Here is a 14,100-nt window from a genome sequence, read left to right as displayed (position 1 = left end):
CTCAAACAACAACCTAAGGCGCGATGACGATTCACCCTAATCGCATCGCGCTTTAGGGGCGAGGCCGGCCGGGATGCTTTGGCCACGCACCGCGCCGCGTTGTCTTTACCAATCAGAAACCATCTCAAATGATCCGAAAATTTTAACGAAACCCCTCGGGCTTCTCCGCGTCAGTCTGTCGGAGGGCCGGTGTGATGACAGAGCGCCAATTGAGAGAGCAGGAATGCCAGATCGCGCGTTATCGGCGTTTGGAACGGGAGGTTACGGATCCGCTCGCCGCGTGTCTGCTTCACGGCATCGTCGAGGAGCTTGAAGCCGAGCTGCGCAAGCAGCGTCCGGAATGGCACGGGCCGCGTGATTAACGCTTTCTTAGCGCTAATCGTGCGGATTGTCCTGGGGAATGGCCAAGGAAGACTGCTCCCATGCTCAAGGACGGGACATATGCGGCGTGGTACAAGACGCCGCTCGACCAGGGGACCGGCATCGTCCATGTCGCGGACGGACAGATCTGGGGCCGTGACAGCCTGATGACCTATCACGGCTCGTGTCAGGTCGATGGAGATCGCTTCACCGCCACGGTATCGACGAAGCGTCATACCGACGGACGAGCCACGGTGTTCGGCGTTGAAGACGAGCTCATTTTGGATATCGAGGGAAACTGCCCCGGCAAGATCGCGACTTACACCGCGACGGCACAGCAAGTGCCGGGGATGATCCTCCAGGGCACGCTCATCCTGACGGAACAAAAGCAGCCGGCACATGACGAGGCGGCGCAGCGCCCGGCGTTCAACCCCGGCAAGCTCCCGAAGCTGCCGAAGCGCTCGCGCTGAGAAACCTCAGGCGGACTGCTGGGGACATTCTGAAACGGCTGACCGGCAGAACCAGCGAGGCAAGGGACACTATTCTTTCTCCAACCCGCCCCGGGCGAGTAGCGCCGCTTGCTGCAGGGTGACGCTGCGGACCAGCGGATCCGCATGGCGGTGCACGAGCTGCCAATCCATGCCGTCCTTGCGGTAGACTTCAGTGACGCGGAGCGACCAGTCTTGAGCGGCCAATCCGCCGACTTCGGCGCGCTGATGTTCCACCATGACAAGTACGACAAGCGTGTCCGACGCAAGCGTTTGCACGACCTCGAGGTCGGTTTCGCCCTCCCTGAAGTATCGCGATAGGTCAGCCAAGCGTTGGGGGCTGGCGTCAAATCCGCGACTGGCAGGCCCGCCAAAGGGCTGCATCAACGTGAAATCCGGTGCGATGCGGACAAGCTGGAGCCAGCTATCCATGTCGCCCCGCATGAAGGCGGCATTCTTACGGCGCGCGCGTTCGATGAGGTTCGGCGTCACCTCGGGCCCGGCGGCCGCGTCGGCCGAAAGCTGAACCAGAGGAACTGCAGCCGCGGCGGCCATCATCGCGCGCCGCGACATTTTTTCCTGCCTGGATGCCGATCTGGTCTGTCCGGACGTCTTCTTGGTCATTGTGCAGCTCCTGGTCGAACGGGTGCCCATCCATGAAGTCTTGATCTCGATGAATACAGCGATATGATTTCAGCAACATGCTGAATCAAATTGATCTATCCAGGATTGATCTGAATCTCCTCGTGCTCTTCCGCGTGGTCCTGGAAGAACGTCATGTCGGTCGGGCAGCCGCCCGGCTGAGCCTGACGCCGTCGGCTGTAAGCCATGCGCTTGCCCGGCTCCGGCTTCTGCTGAATGACCCGCTGTTTCTGCGCACACCGAAGGGTGTGGTTCCGACGGCGCGGGCGCTGGAACTTGGGGAGCCCGTGGCCGAGATCATCGCACGCATCGAACGATTGATCGGCTCGGCCGCACCGTTCGACCCGAAGACAAGCAGTCGCCGGTTCATCATTGGCGCTCCCGATGCCGTACTGGTCTCGGCAGTCGGTCCGCTCCTGCGATCGATTGCGACTGCGGCGCCTCACATTGACATCGGGCTGGTCCACCTGATGCCGGCGCCGCGCGCCGGCGCGATCGGAGAGCCTTGGCAGGAGAATCTCGACATGCTCGAAAGACGCGAGCTCGACATCGCGATGCTGCCGCTGCTGGCGGTATCACCTCGTTTCGAGGCGCGCAGGCTTTACGAAGAGGACTTCGTGCTGGCCATGCGCAAGGGACATTCCTTGGCAAGAGCGGTCAGCCATGCTGCATTCGCGCAATCGCAGCACCTGCTGGTCTCTCTCAGTGGTGAGCCGCGCGGCTTCGTCGATGAGATGTTGGCCAAGCGCGGCCTCGAACGCCGCATCGCCCTGACCGTTCCGAATTTCATGATGGCGCTGGCCCAGCTTTCGGAATCCGATCTGATCGCGGCATTGCCACGCCGACTGATGGAGCAGTATGCCGGCCGCTTCGGCCTGGTATTCGTCGAGCTGCCTTTCGCCCGCAAGGCGGATACGATCCGGGCCGTCGCCACCAAGGCCGCGATGAGAGACGCCGGCATCGCGTGGCTGATGCAGGTTGTGGTCGGTTCAATCGGAACAAGCCGACGCTAGAATCGACATACTGAATTGGAGAGGCGTTCATCTCGGAATGGGCGCGACATTTTGCCTGCCACACCTTCTACCGTTCTGAGTGCCCGGCACCGCTTCTCAAATGGCCTGGAAATGTCCATTGTGCCGGCCCGAAAGAGAGAAGAGGAGCATCATTGATGACGGATACGGTCTCGCGCCGCCAGTTTGCCAAACTGGCGGGGTTGTCCGCAGCCGGGATTGCAAATCCTCTCGAGGCCGTCGAGGCCAGGCCGGCACCGCCGCCGCGCGGCGGAAGCGGCTTTCCCGCGGGCTTCCTCTGGGGCACGGCGACCTCGTCCTACCAGGTCGAGGGTGCGGTTGACGAGGACGGCCGGGGGGCCTCGATCTGGGACAAGTTCGTGCGCATCCCCGGCAAGATCGAGGACGGCACCACGGGCGACCGCGCCAATGAGCATTATCACCGCTACAAGGAGGACATCGCGCTGATCAAGGCGCTCGGCTGCAAGGCCTACCGGTTCTCGGTGGCCTGGCCGCGGCTGTTTCCGGACGGCGACGGCAGGCCGAATCCGAAGGGGCTCGATTTCTACAACCGGCTCATTGACGAGCTCCTGAAGAACGGCATCGAGCCGTGGCTGACGCTCTATCATTGGGACCTGCCGCAATCGCTTCAGGATCGCTTCGGCGGCTGGCGCTCGACGGAGACCTGCAAGATCTTCGGCGACTATGCGGCTCATGTCGCGAAGCATCTTACCGACCGCGTCAAGAACGTGTTCACTCTGAACGAGAGTGGCCGCTTCGTCTATTTCGGTTACGGCACCGGCATCGACGCGCCGGGCCTGACGCTGCCGCAAGCCGAGGTCAACCAGATCAGGCACAACAGCGCGCTGGCGCACGGGCTCGCGGTCCAGGCGGTGCGCGCCCATGGCCGGCGCGGCACGAGAGTGGGACCGGCGGAGAATATCGACGCCTGCGCCCCCGCGATCGACACGCCTGAGAACGTCCGTGCTGCCGAGATCGCGCTGCGCGAGATGAATGCGGGCTATCTCAACGTCATCATGACGGGCCGCTACACCGACGCCTTCCTGAAATACGCCGGCGCCAACGCGCCGAAATACACCGATGCGGAGCTGAAGATCATCTCCTCGCCGGTCGATTTCCTCGGCCTCAACATCTACGCGCCGCAGAACTACGTGGTGGCGTCCGACCAGGGCGCGGGGTTCATGCCGCTGCCGATCCCGAAATCGTTCCCGCACATGAATTCGGACTGGCTCCGCGTCGGTCCCGAGACGCTCTATTGGGTGCCGAAGCTGGCGGCGAAGATCTGGAAGACCGATGCGATCTATATCAGCGAGAACGGCACCTCCGGCGACGACGTCGTGACGCCGGACGGCAAGATCTACGACACCGACCGCATCATGTACCTGCGCAACTATCTCGCCCAGCTCCAGCGCGCCACCGCCGAAGGCGTGCCGGTGCGCGGCTATTTCCTCTGGAGCCTGATGGACAATTTCGAGTGGGTGTACGGGCTGAACAAGCGCTTCGGACTCTACCACGTCAATTTCGACACCCAGGTCCGCACGCCGAAACTCAGCGCCAGCTTCTATCGCAACGTGATCGTGAAGAACGCGGCGGGGGTGTGAACTCTATCCTCGTTGAGGTCGTCATGCCCGGGCTTGTCCCGGGCATCCACGTTCTTCGTGCGTAGTAGCAAGGCGTGGATGGCCGGGACAAGCCCGGCCATGACGTCGACTGTTTCGGGCCGATCATTCAGGACGTATGCGATCGGCTCCATTTTACGTGCGGCGGAATTCCGGGTGGCGGGTGCAAACGCCCCGCATTGACTCTCCTCTCGCCCTTATTCAGAACCGTCCTCAACACTGACAACAAAGAGGACAACGCCCATGACCGATGCACTCATCATCGATGCCTGCCGGACCCCGCGCGGCGTCGGCAAGGCCGGCAAGGGAGCGCTGTCGGGCATTCATCCGCAGCAGCTCGGCGCAACCGTGCTGCGCGCGCTCGCGGAGCGCACCGGCATCGACACGGCCGACGTCGACGACATCGTCTGGGGCTGCAGCGCGCAGGTCGCGACGCAAAGCGGCGATCTCGGGCGGATGTCGGCGCTCGATGCCGGCTATGACGTGCGCGCCAGCGCCGTGACGCTGGACCGCTTCTGCGGCAGCGGCATCACCAGCGTCAACATGGCGGCCGCCTCGATCATGGCGGGCGCGGAAGACCTCGTCATCGCCGGCGGCTGCGAGATGATGTCGATGGAGGGACGCCGCGGCTCGGGTCCGATGATGATGGACAACGGCAATCTGCGCCTGCGGGCAAAGCATCCGCAGTCGCATCAGGGCGTCTGCGCGGACGCGATTGCCACGCTGGAGGGCATCACGCGAAGGGATGTCGACGCGCTCGGGCTGGAGAGCCAGAAGCGCGCGGCCCATGCGATCGTGAACGGGCACTTCAAGAAGAGCCTCGTGCCCGTCCACCGCGAGGACGGCAGCCTCGCGCTCGACCACGAGGAGTATCCGCGGCCGCAGACCACGATGGAAGGCCTGGGCAGCTTGAAGCCGGCATTCCCCGCGGTCGCCGACTACGCGCTCGACGACAAGGGCACGACCTATCGTGGCCTGATCCTGCAGAAATACCCGGACCTCGAGATCGATTTCGTGCACCACGCCGGCAACTCTTCCGGGGTCGTCGACGGCGCCGCCGCGATCCTGCTGGCCTCGCCCGCCTACGCCAGGGCGCATGGCCTGAAGGCTCGCGCCCGCGTCGTCGCGATGGCGAACATGGGGGATTCGCCGACCCTGATGCTGAACGCGCCGGTGCCGGCCACGCGCAAGGTGCTGGCGAAGGCCGGCCTCACCGTCGACGACATCGACCTGTTCGAGATCAACGAGGCGTTTGCGGTGGTGGCGGAAAAATACATCCGCGATCTCAAGCTCGATCGCGCCAAGGTCAACGTCAATGGCGGATCGATCGCGCTCGGCCATCCCATCGGCGCCACGGGCTCGATCCTGATCGGCACCGTGCTCGACGAGCTCGAACGGCGCGATCTCAAGCGTGGTCTCGTCACCATGTGCGCCGCCGGCGGCATGGCGCCCGCCGTCATCATCGAGCGCATCTGACCGATCGCCCGCCACTTTCTCCCTGTTTTTACGGGGAGGAAGACCGGCGATATGCGTCCGACCCTTATTTTTCAGGGTGAAACACGACCAGCCTTTCACAAAGAGGCCGGTCGCCGCTTGTCGAAAGCGGCGAATCAGTTCTAGCAGGATGGCGTGCGGGCCTTTGAAACAAGGCAAAATCCGCTGCCCGAAGCTTCTCCCGCGCCGGAAGTAGCTAAAAAGCAGGGTTTTTTGCTACAGAGGGCCAAAAAAGCCCGTAAAACCCCGACAAAACCGTGCAGAAGGCTATAGGCCTTCGCCGGTTGGTCTAATATCCAACCGCCAACGAATCAGAGGAGACACGATGGCAACCCAAATGTCCAAATCGCAGTTGATCGAAAAGATTGCGACCGCCACCGAGCTTTCCAAGCGCGACGTCAAGAGCGTCATGGAAACGCTGACCGACGTCGGTCACAAGGAGCTCAAGAAGAACGGCCTGTTCCTGGTGCCGGGCTTCGCCAAGTTCGTGGTCATCAAGAAGCCTGCGACCAAGGCACGCAAGGGCACCAACCCGTTCACGGGTGAAGAGATGATGTTCAAGGCCAAGCCGGCCCGGAAGATCGTCCGCGCCCGCCCGGTCAAGGCCGCCAAGGACGCCGTGGGCTAACGACGCAAAGGCCCCCTCGGGTAGGAGGGGGCCTTTTGTTTGGGGCAGCCGCGAGGGCCTGAGACGGAGGGCTCAACCCTTGCGGCGCTTCACCCGGACAGGAATGGGTTGAAGCTGCGGCCCGGACGCCGCCAGCGCATCGCGGACCCGGTCGATGGCGCGATCGAGCAGCCGGCGTAGCCGCTGCGTTGTCCGCGATCGCTTTGCATTTTCCAGCCGTTTCTTCATCGCAATCACTCCGCCGCCTCGACCTTTGCATCGGCTTGGACCTCGACCGGCTCGAGCGCCGCGGCGATGGCTTCATCGACGCGCTCCAGCCAGATGAATTCGAGGTTGTCCCGCGCGCTCTTCGGGATGTCGTCGTAATCCCGCTTGTTGCGCGCCGGCAGCATCACCCGCTTCAACCCGGCAGCGGCCGCAGCCACCACCTTCTCCTTGATGCCGCCGACCGGCAGCACCAGACCGCGCAGCGAGATCTCGCCGGTCATGGCGGTATCGCTGCGCACCGTTCGGTTGGTGAGCAGGGACGTCAGCGCCGTGAACATCGCAACGCCCGCGCTCGGACCGTCCTTCGGAGTCGCGCCCGCAGGAACGTGAACGTGGATGTCGCTCTTCTCGAACAGCGACGGATCGATGCCGAGCTGCGGCGCCTTGCTCTTCACCAGCGTCAGCGCAGCCTGCACGCTCTCGCGCATGACCTCGCCGAGCTGACCGGTCAGGATCATGCCACCCTTGCCGGGCACCTTCGATGCCTCGATGAACAGGATGTCGCCGCCGACCGGCGTCCAGGCAAGGCCGGTGGCCACGCCCGGAATGCTGGTGCGCTGCGCGATCTCGCCTTCGAAGCGCGGCTGGCCGAGCACGGTGGCGATGTCCTTCGCGCCCACCACGACCTTCGTCGCCGTACCCTCGGCGACCTGCACCGCGGCATGACGGAACAGCTTGCCGATCTCGCGCTCGAGGTTACGCACGCCGGCCTCGCGGGTGTAACCCTTGACCACCAGCTTCAACGCATCCGGCTCGATCTCGGCCTGCTCGGCCGAGAGTCCGTTCGCCTCGAGTTGCCGCCGCACCAGATAGCGCTGCGCGATCTCCAGCTTCTCGTCCTCGGTGTAGCCGGCGAGGCTGATCAGCTCCATGCGGTCCAGGAGCGGGCCCGGGATCTGGTCCAGCATGTTGGCGGTCGCGATGAACACCACGCGCGACAGGTCGAAGGGCACGCCCAGGTAATTGTCCCGGAACGTTCCGTTCTGCTCGGGGTCGAGCACCTCCAGCATGGCGGCCGACGGATCGCCCTGCACGCCGCGGCCCATCTTGTCGATCTCGTCCAGCATCATGACGCAGTTGCGTGAGCCCGCCTTCTTGATGCCCTGGATGATGTTGCCGGGCAGCGCGCCGATATAGGTACGCCGGTGGCCGCGGATCTCGGCTTCGTCGTGCACGCCGCCCAGACTGACGCGCACGAAGGGGCGATCCATCGCACGTGCGATGGATTGTCCGAGCGAGGTCTTGCCGACGCCGGGCGGGCCGACGAAGCACAGGATCGGCGCCTTGCCCTGTGGCGCCAGCTTGCGCACCGCCAGATATTCGATGATCCGGCTCTTGATCTTCTCCAGGCCGAAATGGTCGGCGTCCAGGATGGCTCGCGCCTCCTTGATGTCGATCGGCTTCTCCGCGGGCAGCGCCCAGGGCAGCTCGATCAGCCAATCCAGATACGTGCGGACCATGCCGGCCTCGCCGGCAGCCTCGGGCATGCGCTCATAGCGGCGCAGCTCCTTTTTGGCGTGCGCGTCCGCCTCGGGCGGCATGTTGGCCTTGGCGATCGCAGCGGTCAGCTCGGCGACCTCGGCCGCCTTGCCGTCGCCTTCGCCGAGCTGGCGCTGGATGGTCGCCATCTGCTCGCGCAGGATCGCCTCGCGCTGCCGCTCGTCGAAGGAGGCCTTGGTCTTCTGGCCGATTTCGTTGGAGATGCGCAGCACCTCCAGCCGCTCGGCCAGATGCTTCGACACTTTCTCGACGCGCAAGGCGAGGTCGATGGTCTCCAGCACCTCCTGCTTGTCCTGCGGCTTGATGTCCATGAACGAGGTCGCCAGATCCGCCAGCGCGCCGGGCGCACTGGTGCCCTGGAACATCGCGGCCAGCTCGGGCGGCGCCTGCGGCAGCAGCTCGATCGCCTCGATCGCCTGGCGCTGCAGATTCAGCGCGCGCGCCTCGATCTCGGGCGAATTCGCGGTCGGCTCGGGGATCTGCTGGATCCGCGCGGCCGGGAACGGCGTTCCCGGCAGGAAGTCGAGGATGCGCGCGCGCTGCACGCCCTGGCAGACGATGTGATGGGTGCCGTCGGGCGCGGTGATGTAGCGCACGATGTTGGCGATGGTCGCGACCCGGTAGAGGTCGTCCGGCCCGGGCTCCTCGGTCTCGGGGCTGCGCTGCAGGACGATGCCGACCGGCCGCTGCTCGCGCAGCGCCTGCTGCGCGGCGGCGATGGACTTGGCACGGCCGATCGTGATCGGCGCGATGGCGCCGGGGAACAGCACCATCTCGCGCACGGGGATGATGATCAGCGCGTCGTCGGGGATCTTCACGTCGTTACTGGTCTGTTCGTTGTTCATCTGTTCGGTGGCCATGATCGACCTCAGGATTTGGCAAGGCGCAGCGCGACGCAGCCGTCCATCACGAAGCGGCTGATGGCGTAGCGGCCGAGGGGCAATGCAATGCGGCGCTCAAAACGCCCCTGCGGCAGCTCGAGCCGGTGAATGCGGGCGTTGCGGAGCTCCGGGGGCAGGGTGCGCTGGCCGGAGACGACGAGCACGCCGTCATGAATGACAGTCTCGACATTGTCCGGATTGACACCAGGAAGCGCCACCAGGATCAGAAGCTCATGCTCGGTCTCGAGCACGTCGATCGGCGGCTCCCAGCAGGCTTCCTGGCGGCCAAACTGCTGACGCAGCCGGTCGGCGCGGGTCAACGAGTCGAGGGCTTCGGACAGCATCCAGTCGAGGGGATTTTTCGGTTGCATGATGCGGGGCTCGGGGGTGGGGAAGCCTGCATATGGGGCTGGTTCCCCGGAAATCCAGTCCGCCGGCGCTGACGTGCCATGCGCCGTCGTGCGATTGAAAAACGAACGCCGCGGCCCGGGCCGCGGCGTTCCATCGTCGGGTCACGCAGGGCGTCAGGCCGCCGCGCGGTACTCTTCTTCGGCCTCGAGGTTGATCACGGACGTCGCGAGCTCCGTCAGCGTGTGATCAGTCGCCTCTTCCTCGTCCAGCGTCGCCTGCAGCAGCCTAGCCGCGTCCGGCATGCCGAGCTCTTCGGCCCAGGTGCGCAAGGTGCCGTAGCGGGAAATCTCGTAATGCTCCACCGCCTGGGCGGCCGCGAGCAGTCCCGCATCGAGCGCCGGCGCGCCCTTGAACTCCTTCATGATCTCGGCGCCCTCGTCGGTAATGCCGTTGATGGCTTCGCACGGCTTGCCGCGGGCAGGCTTGCCCAGCATCTTGAAGATCTGGTCCAGCCGCTTGACCTGGCCCTGGGTCTCGCGCAGGTGCTTGTTGAAGGCGGCGGCCAGCTCCTTCGATTGCGCTGCCTTCGCCATCTTGGGCAGGGTCTTGATGATCTTGTTCTCGGCGAAATAGATGTCCTTCAGCGTCTCCACAAACAGGTCGCTGAGCATCTTCGGCGCCTGACGCGGCCGCCGAGCCGCGGTCTTCTTGGTTGTGCGCTTCTTGGTTCGTTTGGCCATACGTCCTCCTCTTGAGGTGACACGGGAAGGCCTCGCCCTCCTCAATCCTCAGGCGATCAAAGCCGCGTCAGTAACGAAAGTTCCTAACTGCAACCGGCGCGCGGAGCGGTCGCTCAGGTCGGGCGCTTGTAGGGATCTTCCTGGCGCTGCCGCTCCTCCGTCGCGCGATCGAGCTGTGCCCGCTCGCCGCGCCTGAGGTGGCCGGCCTTCATCACTCCGTAGACGAGGACCGCACCGAGCAGGAAGGCTCCGATGAACCAGAGCCAGAGCAGGTTGGCCGAGAGCTGGCCAAGAAGCATTCCGATTCCACTGTCGCTCATTGTCGTCTCCACTGATTGCAAAGCGGTGGCCTAGGCTAAGTCTGCCCGAAAGCCATCGTTCCAGCGTCCGAGGACCACGCCGGCCCGTGCTCGACTTCGCGCTGTGCTCCGCTTCGGCTCACCGGATCGCGCGCACCGGAAATGCGGTGCTCTCGCGCGTTCTCCGCATGCTGCTCGCCGCCTATTCCGTCCAGTTCGTGATCGACGGGATTGCGGCCGTCCGGACCAACCTGTCACAGGGCTGCGACAATCAGTGAATCCATTGATTTTGGGTCGCTTTCGCTTGCACTGCCATGTTGGTTTGACGTACTTCCGGTCCAACAAGACCATCGTCAGGAAATCGGGATGTCGATGACTGCGGACGAGCTCGCCAAGAGACAGGCCATCATCGACGCTTGCCGGCGCATGAACGCGCTCGGCATCAACCAGGGCACCTCGGGCAATATCAGCGTCCGACATGTGGACGGGCTTCTGGTCACGCCGACCAGCGTGCCCTACGAGGCCATGACGCCGGACCAGATCGTCTTCACGGCCATGGACGGCGCACACGCGCCCGATGGGAAGCCGTCGAGCGAATGGCGGTTTCATCGCGACATCCTGAAGTCGCGTCCCGACGTCAACGCCGTGGTGCATGCGCATCCGACCTATTGGCTCGCCGTCGAAGTCGAGACGCTGGCGCGGCAGTATCACGGCTGCCTCCAGATCGGACAACCGCCGCTGCTTCCCAGCGACGAGATCGAACGGGTCCGCCGGCGCATGGCCGGCTACGGCGTGTCGGAAGGGTAGGGCAGACAGAAGGTGTTCGTGCGGATCAGGCATCTCGTCGATCGCAAGGGGACGAACCGCACCATGGTTCGGCTGCGCGCTCTCTTGCGCAGCAACGAGTTCTACCTGATCCCGCTCGCGCTGGTGATCGGCACGCTGGCCGGTGCGGTCGTGACGCTGATGGCCCATATCGCGCAGTTCGCGCATGTGGTGATCTACGGGATTCCCGTCGATGTTCACCTGTCGGCTCACGCGAGCGTCAGTCCGTGGGCGGCACTGATCGCGCCTGCACTCGGTGGGCTGTCGCTCGGAATCATGGAATGGTCGCGGCGGCGCATGAAGATCTCGAACGCGGTCGACCCGATCGAGGCGAACGCGCTGCGCGGCGGCAATCTCTCGATGCGCGACAGCATGGTGGTGTCGGGCCAGACCCTGATCTCCAACGGCTGCGGCGCCTCGGTCGGCCTCGAGGCCGGCTATACCCAGATCGGCTCGGGTATCGCCTCGCAGCTCGGCAAGTTCTTCAATCTGCGCCGCAACGATTTGCGCCTGATGGTCGGCTGTGGCGCTGCCGCCGCGATCGCGGCGGCGTTCGGCGCCCCGATCACCGGCGCCTTCTACGCCTGTGAGCTCATCGTCGGCGTCTATGCGGTCGGCAGCGCCGCCCCGATCCTGGCGGCATCGCTCGCGGGAGCCCTGACCGCGCAATGGCTCGGCGGCGCGCCGTACTCGCTGGAGATACCCAAGGTCAGCGCCGTCGGCGTCGAGCAATATCTGGCGCTGATCGGGCTCGCGCTCATCACCAGCGGCGTCGGCATCGCCGTGATGCGTTCTTCGCCGATGTTCGAGCGCCTGTTCGCCTGGATGCCGGTCTGGCTGCGTCCAGTGATCGGAGGCCTCATCGTCGGCGGCTTCGCCATCATCACGCCGCAGGTGCTGGCAGCCGGACACGGCGCCATGGTGCTCGATCTCTTTCACGACATGACGATCGGCCTGATCGCGCTGATCATCGCCTTGAAAGTGACCGCGTGCCTGATCTCGCTCGCCTCGGGCTTCCGCGGCGGCCTGTTCTTCGCCTCGCTGTTCGTGGGCAGCCTGATCGGCAAATTCTTCGCGGCAGTGCTTCTCCTGATCAGCCCGAACTTCGCGATCGATCCGCTGGTCGCGATGCTGACGGGCATGGCGACGCTCGGCGTCGCCATCGTCGGCGGCCCCCTGACCATGTCGTTCCTGGTGCTCGAGATGACGCGCAATGTCGACGTCACCGCCGTGGTGCTCGCCGGCTGCATCGTCACCTCGATCTGCGTCCGCTTCATGTTCGGCCATTCCTTCTCGACCTGGCGGCTGCATCTGCGCGGCGAGACCATCCGCAGCGCCAACGACGTCGGTTGGCTGCGCAATCTCACGGTCGAGCGGCTGATGCGCTCCGACGTCGGCAAGGTGCCCTCGACCACGACCATCGCCGCCGCACGCCGCGAGTTCGCGCTGGGCTCGCGGCCGGGTATCGTGATCGTCAACAATGTCGACGAATATGTCGGCCTCGTCCTGCTGCCCGATTTGTTCTCCGGCGACCTCGACACCATCGCCGACGAGATCCAGGTGATCGAGCTCGCCCGCCTGATCGACATCGTTCTGATCCCGGAAATGAACGTGAAGTCGGCGATGGCGGTGTTCGACGAGGCCGAGGCCGAAATGCTGGCGGTGGTCGATTCCACCGACAGCCGCAAGGTGATCGGATTCCTCACCGAAACCTTCGCGCGCCGCCGCTATGTCGAGGAGATCGACAAGGCGACGCGCGGCGTGCTGGGGGCGCTGTCGTAGGCGACTTCTACCGGCCGGATGGGGCTGCGACGAGGCAGGCCACGATGCGCCGGACCATCGGCAGCACGATGAGCAGCGTTGGAAAGGCGACCAGCCAGGACAGGGCCCAGGCGCCTGGCCACGTCGCGAGGAATGCCGGCGTTGGCCCCAGGCTCCGAAGCGTCGAAATGACCGACACCACGGCCGTCATGAGAACGGACAGCACGAATGGCATCACGATCGGCGCATAGCGCGCCGGCAGTTTGCGAACAGCAATCATCTGATTTCTCTTGAGGAAAAGGACGCGTCGGTCACGTTGAACCCTGCAAAACGGCATCGATCCCGACGGCGTCGGTTGATGCGTTGGTTCACGTAAAACGCTTACGGCGACCGGAAAACGGCGCAGCCGTTCATTATCCGCTCAGGTTCGGTGGTTCAAGCTGCGATTTGGTCGTACGTTTACAATCGTTCAAAGCGTGGCAGATTGCCGCGAACGTGAAACCAGCTCGATGGTTTGCGGATTCAATGCGGTTTGCATATCTCTTCGCTGGGCAAGAACTTAGGCAAAGGCATAGGAAGGTCAAAATGACTGTTAGACCCGTGATTTCTGCAGCCGGCCGCAACATGGTGCTGGCCGCGTTCACAAGCCTGGCGTTGGTCGCAATTTCGGCGTCGCCTTCGGCTGCTGCCTCGCCGGCGGAGCCGGTGTCCGCAAAGCCTGTCGCGGCCGGGCAGGGCTCCTCCGCCGCCACCGATTTCAGCGCACATCGCCGCCGCTACTACCGGCGCGGGTCGAACGCTGCCGGTCTCGCCGTTATGGGCGCCGCGGCGGGCATCATCGGGGGGGTGATCGCCGAGCAGCGACGCCGCGACTATTACGAAAACCGCTATTATTACGGCTCACGTCCTTACTACGGCGGGCACGGCTATTACGGCGGTTCCGGCTACGGTGGCAGTCCTTTCTATTACGATCCGGGCTACCGTTACGCGCCGTATTGAACGATCGTTTTTGACGCCGCCCGGATTGGGTTGCAGGAGAAAGGGCGGTGTTTGGGCCGCCCTTTTTGCTGCGCCGGTTCTCTCGTAGTCGCGGTGAGCGCAGCGATACCCGGATTCCGCTCGCAAAGATCCCGGACGTCTCTTCCGCCTTCGCTTTTCGAGCTGCGGCGGACAAGGCGCTGATCCGGGCTACGGCATCGTGCCTGTGTCGGCCT

At 64.4% G+C, this 14,100-nt stretch carries 17 protein-coding genes; 10 read left to right on the top strand and 7 right to left on the bottom strand.

The genetic code is table 11. The annotated features are described in order from the left end of the window. Positions 1-194 precede the first annotated feature (194 nt). A complete protein-coding gene (locus ACFDR6_RS32210; protein ID WP_212092075.1) occupies positions 195-362 on the top strand; it encodes a hypothetical protein in 168 nt (55 codons plus the stop codon). A gap of 60 nt (positions 363-422) precedes the next feature. Further along, positions 423-830 (top strand): hypothetical protein, encoded by a 408-nt coding sequence (locus ACFDR6_RS32205; protein WP_212092077.1) that lies wholly within the window; start codon positions 423-425, stop codon positions 828-830. A 69-nt stretch (positions 831-899) separates the two neighbouring features. On the opposite strand, the gene ACFDR6_RS32200 is transcribed toward ACFDR6_RS32205, so the two are convergent. Further along, positions 900-1,472 carry a YybH family protein gene (locus ACFDR6_RS32200; RefSeq protein ID WP_375860797.1) on the bottom strand — a complete coding sequence of 191 codons (573 nt, stop codon included), beginning with the start codon at positions 1,470-1,472 and terminating at the stop codon, positions 900-902. 77 nt (positions 1,473-1,549) lie between these two features. Here ACFDR6_RS32200 and ACFDR6_RS32195 point away from each other — a divergent pair, with 77 nt between their 5' ends. From ACFDR6_RS32195 to ACFDR6_RS32180, 4 genes are all read left to right on the top strand, one after another. After that, positions 1,550-2,503, top strand: coding sequence for a LysR family transcriptional regulator (locus ACFDR6_RS32195; RefSeq protein WP_375860796.1), 954 nt, complete (start codon positions 1,550-1,552; stop codon positions 2,501-2,503). Positions 2,504-2,658: 155 nt separating this feature from the next. Beyond that, positions 2,659-4,122, top strand: coding sequence for a GH1 family beta-glucosidase (locus ACFDR6_RS32190; protein ID WP_317242745.1), 1,464 nt, complete (start codon positions 2,659-2,661; stop codon positions 4,120-4,122). Between the two features lie 261 nt (positions 4,123-4,383). After that, the gene (locus ACFDR6_RS32185; RefSeq protein ID WP_375860795.1) at positions 4,384-5,616 is read left to right on the top strand and encodes an acetyl-CoA C-acetyltransferase; all 1,233 of its coding nucleotides are present in this window, start codon (positions 4,384-4,386) and stop codon (positions 5,614-5,616) included. A gap of 343 nt (positions 5,617-5,959) precedes the next feature. Then, on the top strand, positions 5,960-6,262 hold the full coding sequence (locus tag ACFDR6_RS32180; RefSeq protein ID WP_094891268.1) for an HU family DNA-binding protein: 303 nt from the start codon (positions 5,960-5,962) through the stop codon (positions 6,260-6,262). Positions 6,263-6,334: 72 nt separating this feature from the next. Here the strand turns inward: ACFDR6_RS32180 and ACFDR6_RS32175 are convergent, their stop codons facing one another. The 5 genes from ACFDR6_RS32175 to ACFDR6_RS32155 form a co-directional block, all read right to left on the bottom strand. Beyond that, a complete protein-coding gene (locus tag ACFDR6_RS32175) occupies positions 6,335-6,490 on the bottom strand; it encodes a hypothetical protein (RefSeq protein WP_375860794.1) in 156 nt (51 codons plus the stop codon). Positions 6,491-6,495: 5 nt separating this feature from the next. Further along, a complete protein-coding gene (lon, locus tag ACFDR6_RS32170) occupies positions 6,496-8,889 on the bottom strand; it encodes an endopeptidase La (protein WP_375860793.1) in 2,394 nt (797 codons plus the stop codon). Positions 8,890-8,897: 8 nt separating this feature from the next. Continuing rightward, entirely contained in the window at positions 8,898-9,281 is a 384-nt protein-coding gene (locus ACFDR6_RS32165) for an Hsp20/alpha crystallin family protein (RefSeq protein ID WP_063202787.1), read from the bottom strand. A gap of 153 nt (positions 9,282-9,434) precedes the next feature. Further along, on the bottom strand, positions 9,435-10,001 hold the full coding sequence (locus tag ACFDR6_RS32160; RefSeq protein ID WP_212092089.1) for a YciE/YciF ferroxidase family protein: 567 nt from the start codon (positions 9,999-10,001) through the stop codon (positions 9,435-9,437). A gap of 113 nt (positions 10,002-10,114) precedes the next feature. Next, positions 10,115-10,321 carry a hypothetical protein gene (locus ACFDR6_RS32155; RefSeq protein ID WP_212092090.1) on the bottom strand — a complete coding sequence of 69 codons (207 nt, stop codon included), beginning with the start codon at positions 10,319-10,321 and terminating at the stop codon, positions 10,115-10,117. A gap of 86 nt (positions 10,322-10,407) precedes the next feature. On the opposite strand from ACFDR6_RS32155, the gene ACFDR6_RS32150 reads away from it, so the two are divergent. The 3 genes from ACFDR6_RS32150 to ACFDR6_RS32140 all read left to right on the top strand — a co-directional run bounded on the left by ACFDR6_RS32150 (position 10,408) and on the right by ACFDR6_RS32140 (position 12,907). Beyond that, positions 10,408-10,578: a hypothetical protein gene (locus tag ACFDR6_RS32150; protein ID WP_317244060.1), complete on the top strand. Its 171-nt coding sequence runs from the start codon at positions 10,408-10,410 to the stop codon at positions 10,576-10,578. Positions 10,579-10,666: 88 nt separating this feature from the next. Beyond that, on the top strand, positions 10,667-11,107 hold the full coding sequence (locus ACFDR6_RS32145; protein ID WP_375860792.1) for a class II aldolase/adducin family protein: 441 nt from the start codon (positions 10,667-10,669) through the stop codon (positions 11,105-11,107). 12 nt (positions 11,108-11,119) lie between these two features. After that, positions 11,120-12,907, top strand: a complete 1,788-nt coding sequence (locus tag ACFDR6_RS32140) for a chloride channel protein (RefSeq protein WP_212092092.1) — start codon at positions 11,120-11,122, stop codon at positions 12,905-12,907. Positions 12,908-12,914: 7 nt separating this feature from the next. Here ACFDR6_RS32140 and ACFDR6_RS32135 read toward each other — a convergent pair whose 3' ends face one another. Continuing rightward, positions 12,915-13,166: a DUF2798 domain-containing protein gene (locus tag ACFDR6_RS32135; RefSeq protein WP_212092093.1), complete on the bottom strand. Its 252-nt coding sequence runs from the start codon at positions 13,164-13,166 to the stop codon at positions 12,915-12,917. A 305-nt stretch (positions 13,167-13,471) separates the two neighbouring features. Here ACFDR6_RS32135 and ACFDR6_RS32130 point away from each other — a divergent pair, with 305 nt between their 5' ends. After that, the gene (locus tag ACFDR6_RS32130; RefSeq protein ID WP_212092094.1) at positions 13,472-13,885 is read left to right on the top strand and encodes a hypothetical protein; all 414 of its coding nucleotides are present in this window, start codon (positions 13,472-13,474) and stop codon (positions 13,883-13,885) included. The last annotated feature ends 215 nt before the right edge of the window (positions 13,886-14,100 follow it).

It is taken from the genome of Bradyrhizobium tunisiense (assembly GCF_042263385.1).
In the GTDB taxonomy this organism is placed as follows: domain Bacteria; phylum Pseudomonadota; class Alphaproteobacteria; order Rhizobiales; family Xanthobacteraceae; genus Bradyrhizobium; species Bradyrhizobium tunisiense.
Note: the sequence above shows the minus strand (reverse complement) of the source record. Positions and strands in the feature narration are given on the sequence as shown.

What these genes read in the sequence shown, in the direction of transcription:
- ACFDR6_RS32190 (WP_317242745.1), top strand. Translation starts at nt 2,659, where the DNA reads ATGACGGATACGGTCTCGCGCCGCCAGTTTGCCAAACTGGCGGGGTTG.
- ACFDR6_RS32165 (WP_063202787.1), bottom strand. Translation starts at nt 9,281, where the DNA reads ATGCAACCGAAAAATCCCCTCGACTGGATGCTGTCCGAAGCCCTCGAC.
- ACFDR6_RS32185 (WP_375860795.1), top strand. Translation starts at nt 4,384, where the DNA reads ATGACCGATGCACTCATCATCGATGCCTGCCGGACCCCGCGCGGCGTC.
- ACFDR6_RS32200 (WP_375860797.1), bottom strand. Translation starts at nt 1,472, where the DNA reads ATGACCAAGAAGACGTCCGGACAGACCAGATCGGCATCCAGGCAGGAA.
- ACFDR6_RS32130 (WP_212092094.1), top strand. Translation starts at nt 13,472, where the DNA reads ATGACTGTTAGACCCGTGATTTCTGCAGCCGGCCGCAACATGGTGCTG.
- ACFDR6_RS32195 (WP_375860796.1), top strand. Translation starts at nt 1,550, where the DNA reads ATGCTGAATCAAATTGATCTATCCAGGATTGATCTGAATCTCCTCGTG.
- ACFDR6_RS32210 (WP_212092075.1), top strand. Translation starts at nt 195, where the DNA reads ATGACAGAGCGCCAATTGAGAGAGCAGGAATGCCAGATCGCGCGTTAT.
- ACFDR6_RS32155 (WP_212092090.1), bottom strand. Translation starts at nt 10,321, where the DNA reads ATGAGCGACAGTGGAATCGGAATGCTTCTTGGCCAGCTCTCGGCCAAC.
- ACFDR6_RS32180 (WP_094891268.1), top strand. Translation starts at nt 5,960, where the DNA reads ATGGCAACCCAAATGTCCAAATCGCAGTTGATCGAAAAGATTGCGACC.
- ACFDR6_RS32175 (WP_375860794.1), bottom strand. Translation starts at nt 6,490, where the DNA reads ATGAAGAAACGGCTGGAAAATGCAAAGCGATCGCGGACAACGCAGCGG.
- lon (WP_375860793.1), bottom strand. Translation starts at nt 8,889, where the DNA reads ATGGCCACCGAACAGATGAACAACGAACAGACCAGTAACGACGTGAAG.
- ACFDR6_RS32160 (WP_212092089.1), bottom strand. Translation starts at nt 10,001, where the DNA reads ATGGCCAAACGAACCAAGAAGCGCACAACCAAGAAGACCGCGGCTCGG.
- ACFDR6_RS32145 (WP_375860792.1), top strand. Translation starts at nt 10,667, where the DNA reads ATGTCGATGACTGCGGACGAGCTCGCCAAGAGACAGGCCATCATCGAC.
- ACFDR6_RS32135 (WP_212092093.1), bottom strand. Translation starts at nt 13,166, where the DNA reads ATGATTGCTGTTCGCAAACTGCCGGCGCGCTATGCGCCGATCGTGATG.
- ACFDR6_RS32205 (WP_212092077.1), top strand. Translation starts at nt 423, where the DNA reads ATGCTCAAGGACGGGACATATGCGGCGTGGTACAAGACGCCGCTCGAC.